This window comes from Hyphomonas pacifica (assembly GCF_000682675.1).
In the GTDB taxonomy this organism is placed as follows: domain Bacteria; phylum Pseudomonadota; class Alphaproteobacteria; order Caulobacterales; family Hyphomonadaceae; genus Hyphomonas; species Hyphomonas pacifica.
In genome coordinates, this window is sequence record NZ_AWFA01000030.1 from 14,566 (window position 1) to 32,671 (window position 18,106).

The window sequence follows — 18,106 nt, forward strand, 5'->3', positions numbered from 1 at the left end:
TCGTTTCGCATGATGCGTATAGTGGGAAAGCCCTGGCTCTCAGCCGGGGTTTTTCGTTTTGAACCTTACACTTTTGTCAGACAGGGCCGCCCTCCGGTTTGCTTAACCGGGGTTTAACCACACAGCCCCAGCCTGCCTCCGATACTGACGGAGGTAAGCCATGTCGTTCGCATCGCAGCTCAAACCCATCCTCTCCTCGGTGGCCGTGCTGGCCGGGGTCGCCGCCGCCATTGCCTTGGCCGCGCAGGCGATGACAGAGGTCGCGCCCAAAGAGCAGGATGGCATCGTCTACTGGTCAGATGGCGATTCAGGACGACTTGCCGACGGCACAAAATTCCGCCTGCACGGCATCGACGCCCCGGAAACCCGCAGCCCGAAACAGATCGGTGGCGCCGATTGCGAATCCGAACGCGAGCTTGGTTATCTGGCCAAGGAAAAGGTGCTGGAGCTGACAGAAGGCAAGACAATTGCCGTCACCCGAGATTATGGACCGGATCGCTATGAGCGCCTCGTCGTGGATCTCGACATTGATGGCAAGGATCTGGCCAAGACACTGATCGCTGCCGGGACACATCAGGCTTGGGACTATGATGGCGGCGATCCAAAGCCGGACTGGTGCTCGTCCAAATACAAGCGCGCAGCAAAGTCTCTAACCCCATGAGATGACTGCCAGGTGGTTGCGGTCATCAGCAGAACGCTTAGGCTTGAGCCCCTGAAGACCGCACTGCAGGAGGACGCCCATGCTGCGCCCACCCCTCTTCCATCCTACAGCCCTCAGCGCCGCATTGCTGGGCCTGGTCACTGCCTGCGGGGACAACACCGGCCCGGCGCGCACACCCACCTATGCACCGCAAGAGACGGGCACGCGGCAGGATGCGACAGATATCGGCTCGGGCGATACGATCCGCGTTCTCTCTGCCGACAAACGCCTCGCTTTTGCCGCAGCTCAATTCGCGGCGGGCAAGACGCTTTATCAGGCGGGCGAAGCCGAAAATGCGGCCTGGCATTTCTACCGCATCGGGGCAGAAATACCCGATGCCGAACGCGCGGCGCTTCAGGTGATCGGCTTTGACGCAAACCGTTTCGACAATATCGCACTCGCCATCGAAGCTGGCGCGCCGCCGAAGGATATTGATGCCCGTCTGGCCGCTGCCGATGCGCATCTGGCCGACATGTTTGCCCTGACAGAGAATGAGCCCGCCGCCCTGGTCGGCTTCCTGATGGACAATTGCGTGACCGAATATGAAGCAGGCGTGGTGGATTCCGCCATTACGGAACCGCACCGCTATGAGCTGGCCTATGGCCTGGCGGCAGAGGCACGCAACCTGGCCTATCAGCTGGAAGAGGCCCGTGATCTGCAGATGGAGACCGAATTGCTGGCACGCATGTGGCCTAGTGACGGGCCCGTCATGTCAGGTGCAACAGCCCCTGTGCCCCTTCTGGCGACACAGGCCTCCCGTGTGAAGCTGCAGGCTTCAATTCTCGACTAGTTTGTCGATCAGGCCGATCGCCTCAATTGAGCTCCAGTCCGCATCGCCTGCCAGGCGGGCAATTTCCTTGCCGTCCACATCATACAGGATTGTGGTCGGGAAACCCTGCACACCGCTATCATATACCAGTTCATATTGTTCGGGCGTCACGATATGAAAGTCGATATTGCTGGCACCGAGTTCCGTCAGGCGCTGGGCAGCATAGGCCTTATCCTCGGCGGAATCCACGCTGATCGCAACAACTTCGAACCGGTCGCTCTCCCGGGCTGTCTGCAGGGCGCCGAGGGAAGGCATCTCCCGTTCGCACGGCGCACACCATGTCGCCCAGAAATTAACGAGGATCACCTTGCCTTTATAGTCCTGCAGCGTGACAGGGGTGCCATCTTGCAGATAGAAGGGCGCTTCGGCGGCCGGAGTGCCTGACTTGGAAAAATCAAGCTTCTGGATTTCGCCCACGGCGAACTTCTCCAGACGGTTTTCCGGGGCTTTTCCACCCGCTGCGCTCATCAGCGCATAGACAATTGCGATCAGGCCGACCAAGAAGAGGGCGATATAGGCCAGACGGGTCATCAGGCTCAGTCTCCAATGCTAGTTTGAAGGGATATGGCAGTGACAACAGGCAAAGGCCAGACAATGTGGGGCGGACGCTTTGCCGCGACCCCGTCGGAGATCATGGAAGAGATCAACGCATCTCTCGATATCGACCGCCGCATGGCCCAGGAAGATATCGCCGGAAGCCGCGCCCATGCTGACATGCTGGCGGAAATGGGCATCCTTTCCGCAAAGGATAATGAAGCCATTCAGGGCGGCCTGGACCAGGTTCTGGAAGAGCTGAAAAACGGCAGCTTCCCGTTCCGGCGCGAACTGGAAGACATTCACATGAATGTCGAAGCGCGCCTGAAAGAGCTGATCGGCGAACCGGCCGGACGCCTGCACACCGCGCGCTCCCGCAACGATCAGGTCGTGACAGATTTCCGCCTGTGGACACGCGGCGCACTGGGCGAGTCCATGCAGCTGGTGGCCGGGCTGCAAGGCGCGTTGGTAAGGCGCGCGGGCGAGAATACCGAGACGATCATGCCGGGCTTTACCCATTTGCAGACCGCGCAACCGGTGACGCTGGGCCATCATTTGCTGGCCTATGTCGAAATGGCCGAGCGCGACCGCTCCCGCCTGCTGGGCTGCGCCGAGCGCCTCAACGAATGTCCACTGGGCTCTGCTGCCCTGGCTGGTACCGGCTTCCCGATTGACCGGGACATGACGGCAGAGGCTCTCGGCTTTGCCCGGCCGATGGCAAATTCTCTCGATGCAGTGTCTGCGCGCGATTTTGCGCTTGAGGCGCTGGCAGCGCTCTCTATTGCGGCGACACACCTGTCGCGCCTGGCCGAAGAAATCGTGCTGTGGACCAGCGCGCAATTCAGCTTTGCCCAGCTGACCGATGCTTGGTCGACGGGCTCGTCCATCATGCCGCAAAAGCGCAATCCAGATGCCGCCGAGCTGATCCGTGCAAAGGCGAGCCTGATTTCCGGCCTCTACATCTCGCTGCAAGGCGCGGTGAAGGCACTGCCACTGGCTTATGCGAAAGACCTGCAGGACGACAAGCGCCTGACCTTTGAGGCCTTCGATACGTTCAATCTGTGCGTCCGCGCGATGACCGGGATGATCGAGACCATCCGCTTCAAACCGGAAAACATGCGCGCCGCCGCCGCCAAGGGCTTCTCCACGGCAACCGATTTGGCCGACTGGCTGGTCCGCGAACTGGGCCTGCCCTTTCGCGAAGCGCACCATGTGACAGGGCAACTGGTTGCCAAGGCGGAAGAAAAGAACTGCGATCTGTCTGACCTGACTCTGGACGAAATGCAGACAGTCCATAAGGATATCACGAACAGCGTGTTCGATGTGCTGACGGTTGAGGCCTCTGCCTCATCTCGGACATCTTATGGCGCTACAAGCCCTGTTCGCGTCGCTGAACAAGTGGCACAGTGGAAACAAAGACTTCGACTGGAGTAGTCATTGATGAAACGCCCTCTCCTCCTTTCTGCGGCATTGATCGCTGCTGCCAATCTGGCTGCCTGCGGCCTGACCGGAGACCTTGAACGCCCCGGCCCGCTCTGGGGTGATCCGCAGGGTGATGTCGCAGCTGCCGACATGCCAGAGCAGAGACAGAGCACTTTGCCTGACCTGCCGGACCGTCCTGACGAGGATGACACCTCCGATGCAGATGACGAGCTGCTGGGCGGGACGTAAGGAGACCTCATGAAACCCGCAAACTGTCTGACTGCCGTGCGGCTGGCCGTCGGCCTGACCGGCATATGCCTGATTGCCGCCTGCCAGAGCGAGCCGACCGAAACCACCTATTCCGTCACGCCCCAGGCGCAGGCCTATGAACCGGTTGGCGTGGCCAGCAGTCTGGACCTGACACAGACTGATGAACCCGGTACGAATCAATGGGGCGGCGTCATTCCCGAGGCCAAACCCACAACCTCCGTCGATGATGGCGGTCTTGGTGAGATCACAGACTAAATGCACCATTTTACCTATAAGGACGGTCGACTTCATTGCGAGGATGTGGACCTGAACCGGATTGCCGATGAAGTCGGCACACCATGTTATGTCTACTCCTCTGCCACGCTTGTGCGCCATGCAGGCGTTATCGCGTCGGCCTTTGAGGGGCAGGATTGCCTGATCGCCTTTTCGGTGAAGTCCAATGGCAATATTGGCGTGCTCTCTACGCTGGCGCGTGAGGGTTGCGGCGCGGATGTCGTCAGCGGCGGGGAGCTGCAACGTGCCCTGAAAGCCGGCATCCCGGCTGGCAAGATCGTGTTCTCCGGCGTCGGCAAGACGGCCGAGGAAATGCGCTTGGCCATGCAGGCCGGCATCCACCAGTTCAATGTGGAAAGCGCAGGCGAGCTGCGCCGCCTGTCTGAAGTTGCCACGATGAACAATCTTGAAGCCCCAATTGCCATCCGCGTGAACCCGGATGTTGCCGCGGGCGGCCATCCCAACATCTCGACCGGCAAAAAGGGCGACAAATTCGGCGTGCCGTGGAGCGACGCAGAGGCCCTTTATACCGAAGCGGCCAACCTGCCCGGCATTCGCGTGGTTGGCGTAGATGTTCATATCGGCAGCCAGATCGGCGATCTGGTCCCCATGCGCGCGGCATTTGAGAAAGTCATTGGCCTGACGCGCCGCCTGCGTGAGGCAGGTCACGACATCCAGCGCATTGATCTGGGCGGCGGCCTCGGAATTCCCTACAAGGCGAGCGATGATCCGGCGCCGCCTTCCGCCTATGCCGCGATGATTGCAGAGGTTACCGAAGGCATGGGCCTGCAGGTTATTCTGGAGCCAGGCCGGGTGATTTCCGGCAATGCCGGCGTGATGCTGAGCACGGTTCTGTACGAGAAACAGGCCCCGGACACGAATTTCCTGATCATTGATGCCGGCATGAACGACCTGATCCGCCCGGCCCTTTATGATGCCCATCATGACATCATGCCGCTGGAAGAAAGCGGCGCAGGCGTTGATCGCAAAACCTATGATGTTGTCGGCCCGATCTGTGAATCGACGGACAAATTCGCCAAGAACCGGGAACTGCCAGCCCTGCGCCCCGGCCAGCGCATCGCCTTCATGTCAGCCGGGGCCTATGGAGCCGTGCTGTCCTCCACCTACAATGCCCGCCCACTTGTCCCGGAAGTTCTGGTAAACGGAGCGTCATTTGACATTATCCGCCGCCGCCCGGACTTTGAGGAGATGATTGCTCTGGAAAAGGTGCCCGATTGGCTGACCCCGACGGCATGAAAGCGCTAGACGCGAAGGTTTCCGCCACGCAGCGGAAGCTGACGCTGCTTGCCTTTTTCCAAACCTGGTGGCCATTTCTGGTCTTCATCGGCACCTTCATGGCCATCGCGCTGGCCGGGGGCTTTGATCGCATGAACCGCGCCGCTGCGGCGGTGACGACCCTTATTTTCCTGGCCGGGTCGGTTGTTTTCATTGTACGCGGATGGCGCCGCTTCACGCCTGCAAGCCGGGCCGATGCCGCCGCCATGCTGGACCGCCAGTCTGACCTAAGGCCGGTCTCTTCCCTGACAGACCGCCCCGCAGACCCGTCGCGCGGGGCCTATACGCTGTGGCAGAAACACCGCGCGCGCCTCTATCGCGAGATCGAGCGTCTGAATCCGCCCTCCCTGAAAGCGGACTGGCAGCGGCTTGACCCCTACCGGATGCGCCTGATCGTGCCGAGCCTGATCGTCCTGATGGCGATCATTGCCGGGCCGGACATTCCGGGCCGCCTTAAGCGAGCCTTTTTCCCGGACTATGGTGCCCTGGTCGGCGCGGACAATATGGTGGTCGAGGCCTGGATCACCCCGCCGGAACATACAGGCCGTGCGCCGATCTTCCTGAAACCCGGCCTGAACGATGTCCGGGTGCCGGAAGGCTCGGAAGTGACGCTGCGCACCGAAGCACCGACTGCCCCGAAACTGGTGCTGCACGGGGAGAAGACGCGCCGTCAGATCTTTGAAGCAACCCCGGACGGCGCCTATGAAGCGCGCGCGAAGATCATGGAAGATACGCGCCTGTCCGTGAACTGGTGGGGCGAGCGGGCAAGCTGGCAATTTCTGGCCTCACCGGACGATTCCCCATCCGCACGCTTTGTGAAAGCCCCGCAAATGGGCCGACAGGATCGGACCGAATTCACCTGGTTTGCCACAGATGATTACGGCGTGAACAAGCTGGAACTGGTCATCCGCCTGCAGGAGCCAAATCCCGCCGCGCCCGAAGCCGAGGATCGCGTGCCCGTGCCCCTGCCCGGCACCTTCCCGACAGAAGTGACCGAAACCACACAACTGGACCTGACCCGCCATCGCTGGGCCGGACTGCCGGTCAAGATGCGCCTGGTCGCCACCGATGGGGCGGGCCAGCAGGGCATGAGTGACGAGCTTGAGTTCAAGCTGCCAGAAAAGCTGTTCTTGGACCCGATTGCCCGCGTGGCCCAGGAAGTGCGCGTCACCGTACTGCGCGAACCCCGAGACTATGAAGAGCTGCCGAAGAATGACGATGCGCTGATACAGGGCGCGGTGAATACTCAGGCGGCAAACCGTCTGGATGCCGCGCCGCCAGACATCCAGAAAGCAGCTCTGATGCTGGACGCCATGACCTATAAGGGCGAACGCTATCTGCCGGATCAGGGCGTGTACCTGACGTTTCGAACTGCAGAAGGCATTCTCTCTGCCGCCGGCACCAAAGCGGAAGCCGAACAGGTAGACCCGCTTCTTTGGGCGTTGGCCCTGCGCGCAGAATATGGCAGTGCGGCAGATGCCCTGCGCCGTCTGGAGGCCGCCCGGCGTGCCCTGGAACAGGCTCTGAGGGATGGCGCATCTGAAGATGAAATCCGCCAGCGCATGGAAGCCTTCCGGGACGCGGCCAATGAATATCTTGCCGCCCGCATGGCTGAGGCCATGGCGAATGGCGGAGATGCCCCGCAAATGCCAATGGATGGCGAAGCATCGGCGGGTGCGCCAAATTTAGGCGGTCAGGATTTCGAAGACATGCTGAACGCCTTGCAGGATCTGACCGAGACGGGCGCGACCGATCAAGCCCGGCAATTGCTGTCTGACATCACCAACATGCTGCAGAATCTGGAATTCCAAAAGGGTGGCAGCGGCTCTGGCGGAATGCCCGGCCTGCCAGGACAACAAGCCGATGGCGAAAAGGACGATCTGCCCCCGGAAGAACAGGAATTGACCGATGCAATGCGTCGCCTGTCTGAAATCCTGCGCGAACAGCGTCAGCTGAATGATGATACACTCGCCCAGCAGCGCGGCGAACGACCGGGCGAAAGCGGTCAGTCCCAACAAGGTGGGCAGGAGCCAGGCCAGCAACCTGGTCAGCAGGGCGCACAGCCAGGACAGGATTCCGGCCAGCCGGGCGGCGGCGAGTCCAGCGGTGGGCAGACGGCCGCCCCTGGCGGGGAAGGACAGGAAGGCGGCGAACGCCCCGGCAGCGGAACCGGCGCCTTCGCAGAGACCGATGAGCGGGGTCAAGGCGCTGGCGAGGGCGAGAGCCTGGCAGAGCGTCAAGCGCGTCTCGGCCGCCTGGTCGAAGAATTCGCCCGCCAGAACGGCCTCGGCGAAGGCGCGGGAGGCGAGAATGCCCTGGAAGGCAAGATTGACCCCAATGCGCTGGAAGCCATTCGCCGGGCCCAGCGCGGCGCCGAAGATGCGCTGCAACAGGGGGATGAAGGCCGCGCCACGCTGAACCAGGAACGTGCCACCAATGGCCTGTCCGATGTCGCCCGCGATCTGGCGCAAAGCCTCGACGCATTGCAGCAGGAGCGTACCGGACAGGACGCCGCAGAGAGCGATCCTTTTGGCCGCCCAGCTGGCGGCGCTGGCAATAGCGGAGAACAAGTTACCATTCCGGACCAGACCGAACGCCAGCGAGCCAAGGACATTCTCGAAGAACTACGTCGCCGGTATAATCAGACCGATGACGAAGAAGAACGCGAATATCTGAGACGACTGCTCGACAGATTCTAGGCCAGATCCATGACGCCCACGGATGACCTGCCTCCAGATGCCTCCCCTCTAACACGGCAGGGCAGATGGCCACCGCCATGGCAGAGGCTCGCCCCCATATGGGCCTTGGCCAGCTTTATCGTGGCGATCTATCTGATCCATACCGAGTTGGGCAGCGTGTCCATGAATGGTGTGTACTGGCATCTCAATGCATACTCAGCCAGCATTCTGTTTGCGACCATGGTTGCCACGCTCCTCGGTCATGCCGCGCTCAGCTTTCAGGATTTCATTGCCTTCCGTCATCTGACAGCCCGGCCGCCGCGTCAGGATCTGGCGATTGCTTCTTTTACGTCCAATGCGGTCGGAAGCACTGTGGGCAGCCTTGTCCTGCTGGGTAGCGCGCTACAGACGCGCATCTACCTGCAGGCAGGCCTGCCACCTGAAGACTGCGCGCTGTTTGTACGCATCAAGCGGATGGGCCTATATGTTGGTGCCCTGATCATAGCTGGGGCCGGACTCTTACTGGAGCCCGGGCCGTTACAGCAGCATTATGGCATGCCGATTATTCTGTCTGTTCTGATCGGCGGCGTCTGTCTGGCAGGCGCGGGAGCCCTGCTTTGGCGCAATCTGTCCATTGCCGGCGTGACGCCTGCCTCGGCAGGCTATCGTCTATTTGCCAGTCTTGTGGACTGGTCCATGGCTGCGCTGGTTCTCTATCTACTGTTGCCTGAGAGTACGCCCTTTGGCTTTGTCGGCTTCCTGCCGATCTTTGCCCTCGCCTGCCTCGCCGGAGGCCTGAGCGGCCTGCCCGCCGGCATCGGCGCGTTCGAAGCGATTATCCTGTTGCTGGTGCCCTCCCAGCCCGTTGAGGCAGTTATCGGAGCGCTTATTCTGTTTCGCGCAATCTATTACCTGATGCCTCTGGCCCTGGCCGGGCTGGCTCTTGGCGCCAGTACGATCGCGCAATCCCACAGGCAGGTGCTGAAAGGCGTCAGCCAGGGTGCCGGAGGTCTCGCAGACCTGTTCACCCCGCCTCTGTTTGCCCTGCTGGCCTTTGCCAGTGGTGCGTACATGCTGGCCGCCGCAATGACCCCTGCGCTGCCCGGTGCCCTGCAGGAAGCCGGACGCTTCCTGCCTTTGCCGGTAATTGAAGTGTCCCACTTCCTTGCCTCGATTGTCGGCTTCCTGTTGCTGATCGTTGCGAACGGCCTCGCCCGGCGACTCAGCCATGCGTGGGCGGCAGGCCTTGTCCTACTGATATTAGGCATCGGGCTGACATTGGCGAAGGGCGCGACGCTGGGAGAGGCTGTTCCGCTGGCGGTGGTGCTGAGCGTGCTGGCGCTGTCACGCGGGGCGTTCTATCGCGCGACACCATTGTCTTCGGTCAAACTTACGCCAGTAGTGTTACTGGCCATCGCCGCCACGATCGGCGCAGCCATCTGGCTGGGCTTCTTCTCCTATGAGCATGTCGAGTATCGCGATGAGTTGTGGTGGCAATTCGCGCTACATGGCGGGACATCCCGCTTCCTGCGGGCGGCAGGCGGCGTCAGCGCGCTGGGCCTGCTGTTCCTGGCCTGGAATTGGCTACGCCCCGTAAAAAGACCCGCACAAACAGAAGCTCCGCCAACGACGGATACCATCGCCAATCTTATCGCCACCGCCAAGGCGGCCCGGCCCGATGCAGCACTTGCCTTGTCCGGGGATAAGCAATTCCATTTCAGCACCAGCGGCAATTCCTTCATAATGTTCTCTCCGCGCGGACGCAGCTGGATCGCGATGAGCGAGCCTGTCGGAGACCCGGACGAGTTCCCGTCTCTCGTATGGTCATTCCGGGAAGCTGCAGACGCTGCCGGGTGTGGCACTGTTTTCTATGCCGTCAGCCGGGACTTCCTGCCGCTTGCCGCAGACCTTGGCCTGACGGTTCAAAAGGTGGGCGAAACAGCGATCATTCCGCTGGCGGATTTCTCATTGGAAGGGTCTGCGCGATCCGGCTTGCGCCAGACCGTACGCCGGGGCGAACGCGATGGCCTAAGCTTTGACATTATCCCCTTAGAGAGTGTGCCCGCCGTGATGGACCAGCTGGCTACCGTATCGGATGACTGGCTGGCCGCACACGAAGGCGCGGAGAAGAGCTTCTCCCTCGGCCGTTTTGACCCTGACTATATTGCTCGCTCTCCTGTCGGCGTTGCGCGCCTGGGCGATGAGATCGTCGCGTTTGCGAATATCTGGGAAGGCGCAGGCAAGCGCGACCGGGCGATTGACCTGATGCGCTTTTCCTCTGCCGCGCCGAAAAGCGTGATGGAGTATCTGTTCATTCAGCTGCTGCTATGGGCGAAAGATCAGGGTGGGGAGCGTTTTGACTTGGGCATGGCGCCGCTGGCCGGTCTGGAAAGTCACCGCCTGGCCCCCGCGCTCAGCCGGCTCGGTACCTTCATCTATGAACATGCCGGCAGCGTCTATGGCTTTGAGGGCCTGCGCGCCTACAAGCAGAAATTCCGCCCGGACTGGGAACCACTCTATCTGGCAACCTCCAATTCCCGCGGCGTAGCAACGGCGCTCGCTGATGTTGCGATTCTCACAAGTGGCGGTCTGGTCAGCATGTTTCGGAAATAGCATGGCTTGCACACAGGCCCCTGCCCTGCTTTCTGGGGCAAGATAATAGAATCAGGGAAACGACATGGCGGAACGCTGGACCTATACGCGCGGCCTGAAAGATCTGGGCAATGGCCTCTATGCCTGGCTACAACCCGATGGTGGCTGGGGCTGGTCAAATGCAGGCCTCATCGTCGATGGTGACCAGTCCCTGCTGGTGGATACACTGTTCGATATGCGCCTGACGCGGGACATGCTGACGGCCATGGCGGATGCGTCCGGCGTGGGCGCAGAAAAGATCGGCACCATTGTGAACACGCATGCGAACGGAGACCACTGCCATGGCAATGGGTGCTGCCCTCACGCTGACATCATCGCCTCCGAAGCCTCTGCAAAGGAAATGGCGGAAGTGCCGCCCGCCATGCTGGCGCAGTTCAAACAGCTGGGCAGCCAACTCGGCCCGGCCGGCACTTATTTCGCGGACATCTTCGGCCCATTCGAGTTCGACAATGTCGAGGAGCGCGCACCGACGCAGACCTTCACCGGGCAGATGAAACTTAACGTAGGTGACAAGGCGGTCGAGTTGATCGAGGTCGGCCCCGCCCATACGGCAGGCGACGTGCTGGTGCACGTTCCGGCAGACAGAACCGTATTTACCGGCGACATCCTGTTCATTGATGGCACGCCGCTGATGTGGGCCGGGCCGGTATCGAACTGGATCGGTGCCTGTAACAAGATCTGCGATATGGATGTGGATGTCATCGTGCCAGGCCATGGCCCGATCACGGACAAGGCAGGTGTGCAGCGTGTCGCGGAGTATCTAGCCTATGTCGACCGCGAAGCCCGCAAGCGCTTCGATGCCGGTCTGAGCGTGCGAGATGCAGCGCTGGACATCGCGCTCGCTGATTATTCAAGCTGGGGTGATGCCGAACGTATCGCCGTCAATGTCGATACGCTGTACCGTGAGTACCGCGGCGATGGCGTGGTGACGCCGGTGATCGAACTGTTCGGCCTGATGGCAGAGGTACGCGACGCCCAGCGGGCCTAGCGGTTTGCCCCTGGCACCCACTTCACATCATCGGCCCCATTATTGTTCGCCACGCGCCCGGCCACGAACAGCCAATCCGACAGGCGGTTGATATAGGCGAGCGCTTCGGGGCTGATGATTTCTGCCTCGTCCGCTGCCAGCTTTGCGACTTCCCGCTCCGCGCGGCGGCAAAGCGTGCGGGCGACATGCATCTGCGCCGCCAGTGCACTCCCCCCCGGAAGAATGAAGCTGTCGAGTGGCGCGAGAGATTCATTCATCACATCAATCTCTGCTTCCAGACGTTTCACCTGTGTTTCGATGATGCGCAGCGGAGTCCATTCCAGCGTCTTGCCCCGGTCAGGCGTGGCTAGGTCTGCGCCAAGATCAAACAAATCATTTTGCACGCGCCGGATGGCGGCCAGCATCTCCTCATCGGCATGCAGGGCCGCAACGCCGAGGGCAGCATTGGTTTCGTCTACCGTGCCATAGGCAATGACGCGCGGATTCCACTTGTCGACCGGCTCACCGGTGGAGAGCCGCGTTTTGCCCTTGTCTCCAGAGCGCGTGTAAATCTTGTCGAGTTTGACCATAGTTACCTCAGAAACCGATCTTGATGGCGCCCATGGCAAGGCCGAGCGCGACCAGAAGCGCAATCACGATCGCCTGAACGATCACCCGCATTCGCATCAGCTTATTGGAGCGGCTGGCCTGTTTACCGTCGGTGCGGGCTAGGTTTGCGATACCGAGCGCGAGAATGACCAACAGGATGGCTAACGCGACATAAAAGGCGATCATCAGGAAGGATTGCATTGGGGCGGCCTTTCCTAGGCTGTGTAAGCATCAAGCATAGTCTGCTGAGCGGGCTTTGCCATGTGCAAAGCGTCGCGGAAGTTCAGCTGCCGCTCTCCATACGGGCAGCAAGTTCATTGATGCGGGTGGCGGCGTTGACCAGCGCTTCTGCCGCACGAGCCTCACTGTGCGCGGTGCCGGGGCCTGTACGCTTGGCAACGTCCAGTTCATCCAGCAGCGCCAGGGCCGTAATCAGCAAAAGGCGCTCATCCCCGATGTCCCCAACCGCACTGGCAATTTGCTTCACACGCGCGTCGAGCTGTTTAGACAGCGCCTCGATCCGAACTTCCTGTCCCGGCGCGCAGGCAATGGAATAGGACCGGCCGCGAAGTTTGATGTCTGCCTTAGCCACCGGACTGCCCCTCCCCGCGGCCTATGGCGGCGCGCACTTCTTCAATCGCAGAGCCAAGCGCTGCGCTCGCCTCGTCTGCCAGGATCTGAAGTTCACGCTCACGTGCCAGGGACGCATCAAGCTCTTCAGCAAGCTTGGCACGGTCTGATACAAGGGCAGCAAGTTCCGCTTTGACTACATCCGGATCGCCCGCTCGCGCCATCAGGCTGTCGAGCGCACCCTCCAATCTTGTCAAAGCATTTTCAAGTTGGCGAATAGCTGGATCGATTTCACTCATATACACAATGAAGTAACCACATTATTTCAATCCGCCAAGCGGCTTGACGCAAGGCTCGTAGTCTGGCCTACGACACTCGCAATCAAAGGAGATCAGCAGAATGGCTGTCACGAACCGCGACATGGCCAATGCCATACGCGCCCTGTCCATGGATGCCGTTGAGGCGGCGAAGTCAGGACATGTCGGTTTGCCCCTCGGTATGGCGGATGCCTCCACGGTGCTTTTCCGCAAGTTCCTGAAGTTTGATGCGTCAAATCCTGATTGGCCGGACCGCGACCGATTCGTCCTGTCTGCCGGCCACGGCTCCATGCTGATCTATTCCCTGCTGCACCTGACAGGCTACAAATCCGTCAGCCGGGATGACATACGCAACTTCCGCCAGCTGGGCTCCAACACGCCGGGTCACCCGGAAAACTTCGTCACAAAGGGTGTGGAGACAACCACAGGCCCACTGGGCCAGGGCATTGCGACCGCTGTCGGCATGGCCATGGCAGAACGCCACCTGAATGCGCGCTTCGGCGACGATCTTGTGGACCACAAGACCTATGTCATCGCAGGCGATGGCTGTCTGATGGAAGGTATCAGCCAGGAAGCGATCACTCTGGCCGGTCACATGAAGCTGAACCGCCTGATTGTTCTGTGGGACGACAACTCCGTCACCATTGACGGCAATATTGATGTTGCCGACTCGACCGATCAGTGCGCCCGCTTTGAAGCGGCTGGCTGGGTTACCCGCAAGGTGGACGGCCATGATGAGAAAGACATCGAAGCTGGCCTGAAATGGGCCCAGAAACAGAAACAGCCTGTCTTCCTGGCCGTAAAAACCATCATTGGCTATGGCGCGCCCAAGCTCGCCGGCACCGGCAAGGCCCATGGCGGCCCTTACGGCGCAGATGAAGTGGCTGGTATCCGCGAAAACATCGGCTGGCCGCATGAACCGTTTGAGATTCCCGCCCCGATCGAGAAAGCCTGGAAGAAGGTCGGCGAGCGCGGCAAGGATACACGCAAGGCCTGGAAAGAGCGCCTGATGGCGTCTCCGCACAAGGGCGAGTTCAACGCCGCCATTGCGGGCCGCCTGCCTAAGAACCTGTCCAAGGCTATCATCAAGCACAAGAAAGCCGTTGTCGAAGGCGGCGAGAAGAAAGCCACCCGCCAGTGGAGCGGCGCGGCACTTGAAGTGCTGACGCATCATGTTCCGGAAATGGTCGGCGGCTCAGCTGACCTGACCGGCTCCAACAACACCAAGACCGCCGTCACAGGGCCGATGACGCCGCAGGACTGGTCCGGTCGCTATGTCCATTATGGCGTGCGCGAACATGGCATGGCCGCCGCAATGAACGGCATGTCCCTGCATGGCGGCATCATCCCCTATTCCGGCACCTTCCTGGCCTTTGCGGACTATAGCCGCGCAGCCATTCGCCTGGGCGCCCTTATGGGGGCACGCGTGATCCATGTGATGACGCATGATTCCATCGGCCTCGGCGAAGACGGCCCAACCCACCAGCCGGTGGAACAGGTCGCCTCTCTGCGTGTCATGCCGAACATGCTGGTCTTCCGCCCTGCAGACGGTGTCGAGACCGCAGAATGCTGGGAAATCGCGATCAACCGCGAAACCGGCCCGTCCACCATGGCCCTGACGCGTCAGGGCCTGACACCAGCTCGCAAGGAACATACGGAAGAAAACCTCTGCGAGAAGGGCGCCTATGTGCTCTCGCCGTCAGGCGTGAAGTCCCGCGAGGCGGCTGTTCTGATCGCGACAGGGTCCGAAGTGGAAATTGCCCTCGCCGCACAAGCAGAGCTGGCAAAAGAGAAAATCCACGTTCGCGTCGTCTCAATGCCGTGTATGGAACTTTTCGCTCAGCAGGACGAAAAGTATCAACGTGAGACACTCGGCGGCGACCTGCCGAAAGTAGCTGTCGAAGCTGGTGTACGCATTGGCTGGGATCGCTGGATCGGACCCAAAGGTGGCTTTGTCGGCATGGACAGCTTCGGCGCGTCCGCTCCGTATGATGACCTCTACAAGCATTTCGGCATCACGGCCGAGCATGTGGCAAATACCGTAAAGGGCCTGATCTAGCCCTTTTTGAACAAATCCATCTGGCGGGGGTCAATGTAGCGCTTGCGACGCGGTTTCGTTCGCCCAGAACGGAAATAGAGATCATCGGTATGATCTTCGACCGGCGGCTTTTCAGTCGCCGGTTTTACTTTGGCTACCTTTTTGGCCTTGGCTTTCACGGCTTTTGGATCAGCGATCTTCCACCAGGTTACAGCAAGGACCGGTTTGCCCTCATTGTCCTCATAACGCTGGAGATAGCCCTGCCCCGGCGTCTCTTCGCTGTTGGCGGCCTGAAGATAGACCGCGGCCTCTTCCTCTGTGACGTTCAGCCAATCTACGGCCAGCTCCTCAATCACCTCTCCCTTGGCCATCGCCTCGGCCTGCGCACGCGTGCGCGCGGCCTGCGTCTGGGGCTTCAGAGCAGCTTCAAGAGTCTTGGCAATGGGAAAGGCAAGGCTTGTCATAAGCGTCACGTAAGCAAAGCAGGTGCCACCGTCCAGCCAGCATCAGCGGCTTGCATGAGGCGCATGGACGCAAGCCGGGCCAACCGCAAGGTAACAGCCTTGCGGCGGGCAGCAGCGACCCGGTCTTCAGGCGCATCCCGTATCACAGCGCCGCCAAATGCATCTGCCACGATGAGGCCTGTCTCATCCGGGATCAGTTCCTGCGGAAAATCGCTCCCGACGGCGAAAAACAGACGGTCACAATAGGACATGTAATCCGGCCATTTTGCATCTGACCGAAAATCGGCCACTGACGATTTGACCTCAATGATCCAGATTTCTCCGCCTGGCCCGAGCGCCGCAATATCTGCCCGGCGACTATTGGCCAGCGTCATTTCCGTAACACCGTGGAAACCAAGCCCCGCCAGCAGACGCATCGTGCCGCGCACAATCTCTGCGGCGCGGCTACCGGGCAGGTCTGCTGGGCGTTGATCTGGCATCACGGCGCTATTTGTTCCCTTAATGTTCGAGTTCAGCCTAATCCCGGCCACTTTACTGGGTCAAGTTCGGGAATGCTCGCACGAATGTGATCAGAATATGGAACGAATCTGATCCGCTACGCGCTTTAGACCGTAAAGGGTGTGTTACCTTGGCAATAGTTACACTGCAGGAGGAAAGGACCGGCCATGGCCAATGCCTATAGTTCCAATGGACCTGCTGATCGAACATATGTGAAGATCGCCATGAAAGCCCCCATGCTGGAGGCCGATCATGAGCTGGATCTTGCCCGGCGCTGGCGGGAAGAAGAAGACGAAAGCGCCCTTCACGAACTGACGCGGGCCTATATGCGCCTCGTCATCGCGATGGCAGCGAAGTTTCGCCATTATGGCCTTCCCATGCCGGACCTTGTCTCGGAAGGGAATGTCGGCCTGATGATGGCCGCAGCCCGGTTTGAGCCAGATCGGCAAGTTCGCTTTTCAACCTATGCCAGCTGGTGGATCCGCTCATCTATTCAGGATTATGTCCTGCGCAACTGGTCTATCGTGCGCACAGGAACGACATCTTCCCAAAAATCCCTTTTCTTCAACCTGCGCCGCCTGCGCGCCCAGATCGATGATACGGGCGATGGTGTGATGACCCAGGAGAACAAGACCTGGATCGCAGAGCATCTGGGCGTGCCGGAGCGGGATGTGGAATCCATGGCCTCACGCCTGTCAGCCTCTGACCGATCTTTGAACGCACCCATGGCGGTGGATGGTGATGGGGAGTGGCAGGATTTACTACCGGATGAATCCGCGCGGCCTGACGAACAGGTCATGGAAGCGCGCGACACTTTCCGCCGGAAGGAATGGATTGCCAACGCCCTGACAGCCCTGAATGATCGCGAGACGCACATCATCATGAATCGTCGCCTGTGTGAGGATTCTGTCACGCTTGAAAAGCTTGGCACCGAACTTGGCATTTCAAAGGAACGTGTGCGTCAGATCGAGCATCAGGCGTTGGGAAAGCTGCGCCGCGCCCTTGAACGCATTGTCGGCGATCCAGATGAGGCGGGCCTATTGCCTGGCACCTAATCTGCAGCCTCTCCCAGCACTTCAAGATCAAGCGGGTGCGAAATTTCCATACGCATCTCACGCACGTATCCACGGGCGCGAACATTTTGTCCTTGCGCACTCTGGCAGAGGTGAGCCGCTCCCTTTCCGATCGTCAGACGCAACTCAGACCTCTCAAATGCAAGCTCGCATAAGGCATATATGCCCTCTGCCCCCATCATATCGGTGACATGTCCCTCCACCAATTGAAAACCTGTAAAATCATCCGGCAGTCTATCGGCTGATGGCACACGGTACGCCCGCTTGTGCCATAGCCCTTCCTTAGCCGCGCGCGCCTGCTTTTCCAGCTTCAGTAACGGCTCGTTCGCTAGCGCCGTATCCGGATAGACCCGCACGCGCGCCCCGCCGCGCCGCACCATTTCCGCATTCAGCCATAGTGTGGGCCCCAGCGCATCTGTCGTACGCACATGTGCAAGCGCACGATCATACCGGTCTCGCGTCAGACCCGCATAGTGCAGCTGTACCTCCCGGCCCAGTACCATGTCTTCTAGCAAACGCTTGGATTCTTCATGATACGGCTGGCCTTCCCGCTCCTTATAGGGGCGAGCCGGAGCCTCGATACCGATCAGGCGGACGCTTTGCCCGGTATCCAGCACAAGTGCGTCGCCATCAATGACACGCACCACACGGCCACGTTCCCCCGGCTCCAGCCCCTGCATTGGATCGGCCTTACTGCACGCCGCCAGGGCGCACACCAGCCAGATCATTCGCCAAACGCCCACCTTGCCTCCCCAGCTCATGCTCCGGCCCAGTTCTAGCACGGCGCCCCGCCCGACCAAACGCAATCGGCATCTTCAACCCCGCTACCATTTGCCTTATAGCCTTACCCCAATCGGTCCCGTAGCTCAGCAGGATAGAGCGACAGATTCCTAATCTGTAGGTCACGCGTTCGAAT

At 60.4% G+C, this 18,106-nt stretch carries 19 protein-coding genes; 11 read left to right on the forward strand and 8 right to left on the reverse strand.

Features of this window, described 5'->3' with window-relative positions; genetic code table 11:
- The first annotated feature begins 160 nt into the window (after nucleotides 1-160).
- Together HY2_RS16800 and HY2_RS16805 are read left to right on the forward strand one after the other, a co-directional pair.
- Nucleotides 161-661, forward strand: coding sequence for a thermonuclease family protein (locus HY2_RS16800; RefSeq protein ID WP_051594905.1), 501 nt, complete (start codon nucleotides 161-163; stop codon nucleotides 659-661).
- 79 nt (nucleotides 662-740) lie between these two features.
- Nucleotides 741-1,490: a hypothetical protein gene (locus HY2_RS16805; RefSeq protein ID WP_051594906.1), complete on the forward strand. Its 750-nt coding sequence runs from the start codon at nucleotides 741-743 to the stop codon at nucleotides 1,488-1,490.
- On the opposite strand, the gene HY2_RS10320 is transcribed toward HY2_RS16805, so the two are convergent.
- A complete protein-coding gene (locus HY2_RS10320) occupies nucleotides 1,476-2,060 on the reverse strand; it encodes a TlpA family protein disulfide reductase (protein WP_034827313.1) in 585 nt (194 codons plus the stop codon). The genes HY2_RS16805 and HY2_RS10320 overlap by 15 nt on opposite strands.
- A 33-nt stretch (nucleotides 2,061-2,093) precedes the next feature.
- On the opposite strand from HY2_RS10320, the gene argH reads away from it, so the two are divergent.
- The 7 genes from argH to HY2_RS10355 all read left to right on the forward strand — a co-directional run bounded on the left by argH (nucleotide 2,094) and on the right by HY2_RS10355 (nucleotide 11,642).
- Nucleotides 2,094-3,497, forward strand: coding sequence for an argininosuccinate lyase (gene argH / locus HY2_RS10325; protein WP_034827315.1), 1,404 nt, complete (start codon nucleotides 2,094-2,096; stop codon nucleotides 3,495-3,497).
- 6 nt (nucleotides 3,498-3,503) lie between these two features.
- The gene (gene lptM / locus HY2_RS17480) at nucleotides 3,504-3,734 is read left to right on the forward strand and encodes an LPS translocon maturation chaperone LptM (protein WP_034827316.1); all 231 of its coding nucleotides are present in this window, start codon (nucleotides 3,504-3,506) and stop codon (nucleotides 3,732-3,734) included.
- A gap of 9 nt (nucleotides 3,735-3,743) precedes the next feature.
- On the forward strand, nucleotides 3,744-4,010 hold the full coding sequence (locus HY2_RS10335; protein WP_034827318.1) for a hypothetical protein: 267 nt from the start codon (nucleotides 3,744-3,746) through the stop codon (nucleotides 4,008-4,010).
- Nucleotides 4,011-5,285 (forward strand): diaminopimelate decarboxylase, encoded by a 1,275-nt coding sequence (gene lysA / locus HY2_RS10340; RefSeq protein WP_034827320.1) that lies wholly within the window; start codon nucleotides 4,011-4,013, stop codon nucleotides 5,283-5,285.
- The gene (locus HY2_RS10345; protein ID WP_146617190.1) at nucleotides 5,264-8,023 is read left to right on the forward strand and encodes a DUF4175 domain-containing protein; all 2,760 of its coding nucleotides are present in this window, start codon (nucleotides 5,264-5,266) and stop codon (nucleotides 8,021-8,023) included. Before lysA ends, HY2_RS10345 begins: the two co-directional genes overlap by 22 nt.
- A 9-nt stretch (nucleotides 8,024-8,032) precedes the next feature.
- Nucleotides 8,033-10,615 carry a bifunctional lysylphosphatidylglycerol flippase/synthetase MprF gene (mprF, locus tag HY2_RS10350; protein ID WP_081815015.1) on the forward strand — a complete coding sequence of 861 codons (2,583 nt, stop codon included), beginning with the start codon at nucleotides 8,033-8,035 and terminating at the stop codon, nucleotides 10,613-10,615.
- A 64-nt stretch (nucleotides 10,616-10,679) separates the two neighbouring features.
- A complete protein-coding gene (locus HY2_RS10355; protein WP_051594908.1) occupies nucleotides 10,680-11,642 on the forward strand; it encodes an MBL fold metallo-hydrolase in 963 nt (320 codons plus the stop codon).
- On the opposite strand, the gene HY2_RS10360 is transcribed toward HY2_RS10355, so the two are convergent.
- From HY2_RS10360 to HY2_RS10375, 4 genes are all read right to left on the reverse strand, one after another.
- Complete coding sequence (locus HY2_RS10360; protein ID WP_034827324.1) at nucleotides 11,639-12,211, reverse strand: cob(I)yrinic acid a,c-diamide adenosyltransferase; 573 nt, start codon at nucleotides 12,209-12,211, stop codon at nucleotides 11,639-11,641. The two genes, HY2_RS10355 and HY2_RS10360, sit on opposite strands and share 4 nt — an antisense overlap.
- Nucleotides 12,212-12,218: 7 nt before the next feature.
- Nucleotides 12,219-12,431, reverse strand: a complete 213-nt coding sequence (locus HY2_RS10365) for an HIG1 domain-containing protein (RefSeq protein WP_034827325.1) — start codon at nucleotides 12,429-12,431, stop codon at nucleotides 12,219-12,221.
- Nucleotides 12,432-12,513: 82 nt separating this feature from the next.
- Entirely contained in the window at nucleotides 12,514-12,822 is a 309-nt protein-coding gene (locus HY2_RS10370; protein ID WP_034827327.1) for a cell division protein ZapA, read from the reverse strand.
- Complete coding sequence (locus HY2_RS10375; protein ID WP_034827329.1) at nucleotides 12,815-13,099, reverse strand: DUF4164 family protein; 285 nt, start codon at nucleotides 13,097-13,099, stop codon at nucleotides 12,815-12,817. Before HY2_RS10375 ends, HY2_RS10370 begins: the two co-directional genes overlap by 8 nt.
- A 100-nt stretch (nucleotides 13,100-13,199) precedes the next feature.
- Here HY2_RS10375 and tkt point away from each other — a divergent pair, with 100 nt between their 5' ends.
- Complete coding sequence (gene tkt, locus HY2_RS10380; protein ID WP_034827331.1) at nucleotides 13,200-15,176, forward strand: transketolase; 1,977 nt, start codon at nucleotides 13,200-13,202, stop codon at nucleotides 15,174-15,176.
- On the opposite strand, the gene HY2_RS10385 is transcribed toward tkt, so the two are convergent.
- Nucleotides 15,173-15,619 carry a hypothetical protein gene (locus HY2_RS10385; RefSeq protein ID WP_034827333.1) on the reverse strand — a complete coding sequence of 149 codons (447 nt, stop codon included), beginning with the start codon at nucleotides 15,617-15,619 and terminating at the stop codon, nucleotides 15,173-15,175. The genes tkt and HY2_RS10385 overlap by 4 nt on opposite strands.
- A gap of 5 nt (nucleotides 15,620-15,624) precedes the next feature.
- Nucleotides 15,625-16,098, reverse strand: a complete 474-nt coding sequence (locus HY2_RS10390) for an MmcB family DNA repair protein (protein ID WP_034827336.1) — start codon at nucleotides 16,096-16,098, stop codon at nucleotides 15,625-15,627.
- A gap of 186 nt (nucleotides 16,099-16,284) precedes the next feature.
- On the opposite strand from HY2_RS10390, the gene HY2_RS10395 reads away from it, so the two are divergent.
- Nucleotides 16,285-17,172: an RNA polymerase factor sigma-32 gene (locus tag HY2_RS10395; protein ID WP_034827339.1), complete on the forward strand. Its 888-nt coding sequence runs from the start codon at nucleotides 16,285-16,287 to the stop codon at nucleotides 17,170-17,172.
- Here the strand turns inward: HY2_RS10395 and HY2_RS10400 are convergent.
- Complete coding sequence (locus HY2_RS10400) at nucleotides 17,169-17,951, reverse strand: thermonuclease family protein (RefSeq protein ID WP_081815016.1); 783 nt, start codon at nucleotides 17,949-17,951, stop codon at nucleotides 17,169-17,171. The genes HY2_RS10395 and HY2_RS10400 overlap by 4 nt on opposite strands.
- Nucleotides 17,952-18,106 lie beyond the last annotated feature (155 nt).

What these genes read in the sequence shown, in the direction of transcription:
- HY2_RS16800 (WP_051594905.1), top strand. Translation starts at nt 161, where the DNA reads ATGTCGTTCGCATCGCAGCTCAAACCCATCCTCTCCTCGGTGGCCGTG.
- HY2_RS16805 (WP_051594906.1), top strand. Translation starts at nt 741, where the DNA reads ATGCTGCGCCCACCCCTCTTCCATCCTACAGCCCTCAGCGCCGCATTG.
- HY2_RS10320 (WP_034827313.1), bottom strand. Translation starts at nt 2,060, where the DNA reads ATGACCCGTCTGGCCTATATCGCCCTCTTCTTGGTCGGCCTGATCGCA.
- argH (WP_034827315.1), top strand. Translation starts at nt 2,094, where the DNA reads ATGGCAGTGACAACAGGCAAAGGCCAGACAATGTGGGGCGGACGCTTT.
- lptM (WP_034827316.1), top strand. Translation starts at nt 3,504, where the DNA reads ATGAAACGCCCTCTCCTCCTTTCTGCGGCATTGATCGCTGCTGCCAAT.
- HY2_RS10335 (WP_034827318.1), top strand. Translation starts at nt 3,744, where the DNA reads ATGAAACCCGCAAACTGTCTGACTGCCGTGCGGCTGGCCGTCGGCCTG.
- lysA (WP_034827320.1), top strand. Translation starts at nt 4,011, where the DNA reads ATGCACCATTTTACCTATAAGGACGGTCGACTTCATTGCGAGGATGTG.
- mprF (WP_081815015.1), top strand. Translation starts at nt 8,033, where the DNA reads ATGACGCCCACGGATGACCTGCCTCCAGATGCCTCCCCTCTAACACGG.
- HY2_RS10355 (WP_051594908.1), top strand. Translation starts at nt 10,680, where the DNA reads ATGGCGGAACGCTGGACCTATACGCGCGGCCTGAAAGATCTGGGCAAT.
- HY2_RS10360 (WP_034827324.1), bottom strand. Translation starts at nt 12,211, where the DNA reads ATGGTCAAACTCGACAAGATTTACACGCGCTCTGGAGACAAGGGCAAA.
- HY2_RS10365 (WP_034827325.1), bottom strand. Translation starts at nt 12,431, where the DNA reads ATGCAATCCTTCCTGATGATCGCCTTTTATGTCGCGTTAGCCATCCTG.
- HY2_RS10375 (WP_034827329.1), bottom strand. Translation starts at nt 13,099, where the DNA reads ATGAGTGAAATCGATCCAGCTATTCGCCAACTTGAAAATGCTTTGACA.
- tkt (WP_034827331.1), top strand. Translation starts at nt 13,200, where the DNA reads ATGGCTGTCACGAACCGCGACATGGCCAATGCCATACGCGCCCTGTCC.
- HY2_RS10385 (WP_034827333.1), bottom strand. Translation starts at nt 15,619, where the DNA reads ATGACAAGCCTTGCCTTTCCCATTGCCAAGACTCTTGAAGCTGCTCTG.
- HY2_RS10390 (WP_034827336.1), bottom strand. Translation starts at nt 16,098, where the DNA reads ATGCCAGATCAACGCCCAGCAGACCTGCCCGGTAGCCGCGCCGCAGAG.
- HY2_RS10395 (WP_034827339.1), top strand. Translation starts at nt 16,285, where the DNA reads ATGGCCAATGCCTATAGTTCCAATGGACCTGCTGATCGAACATATGTG.
- HY2_RS10400 (WP_081815016.1), bottom strand. Translation starts at nt 17,951, where the DNA reads ATGAGCTGGGGAGGCAAGGTGGGCGTTTGGCGAATGATCTGGCTGGTG.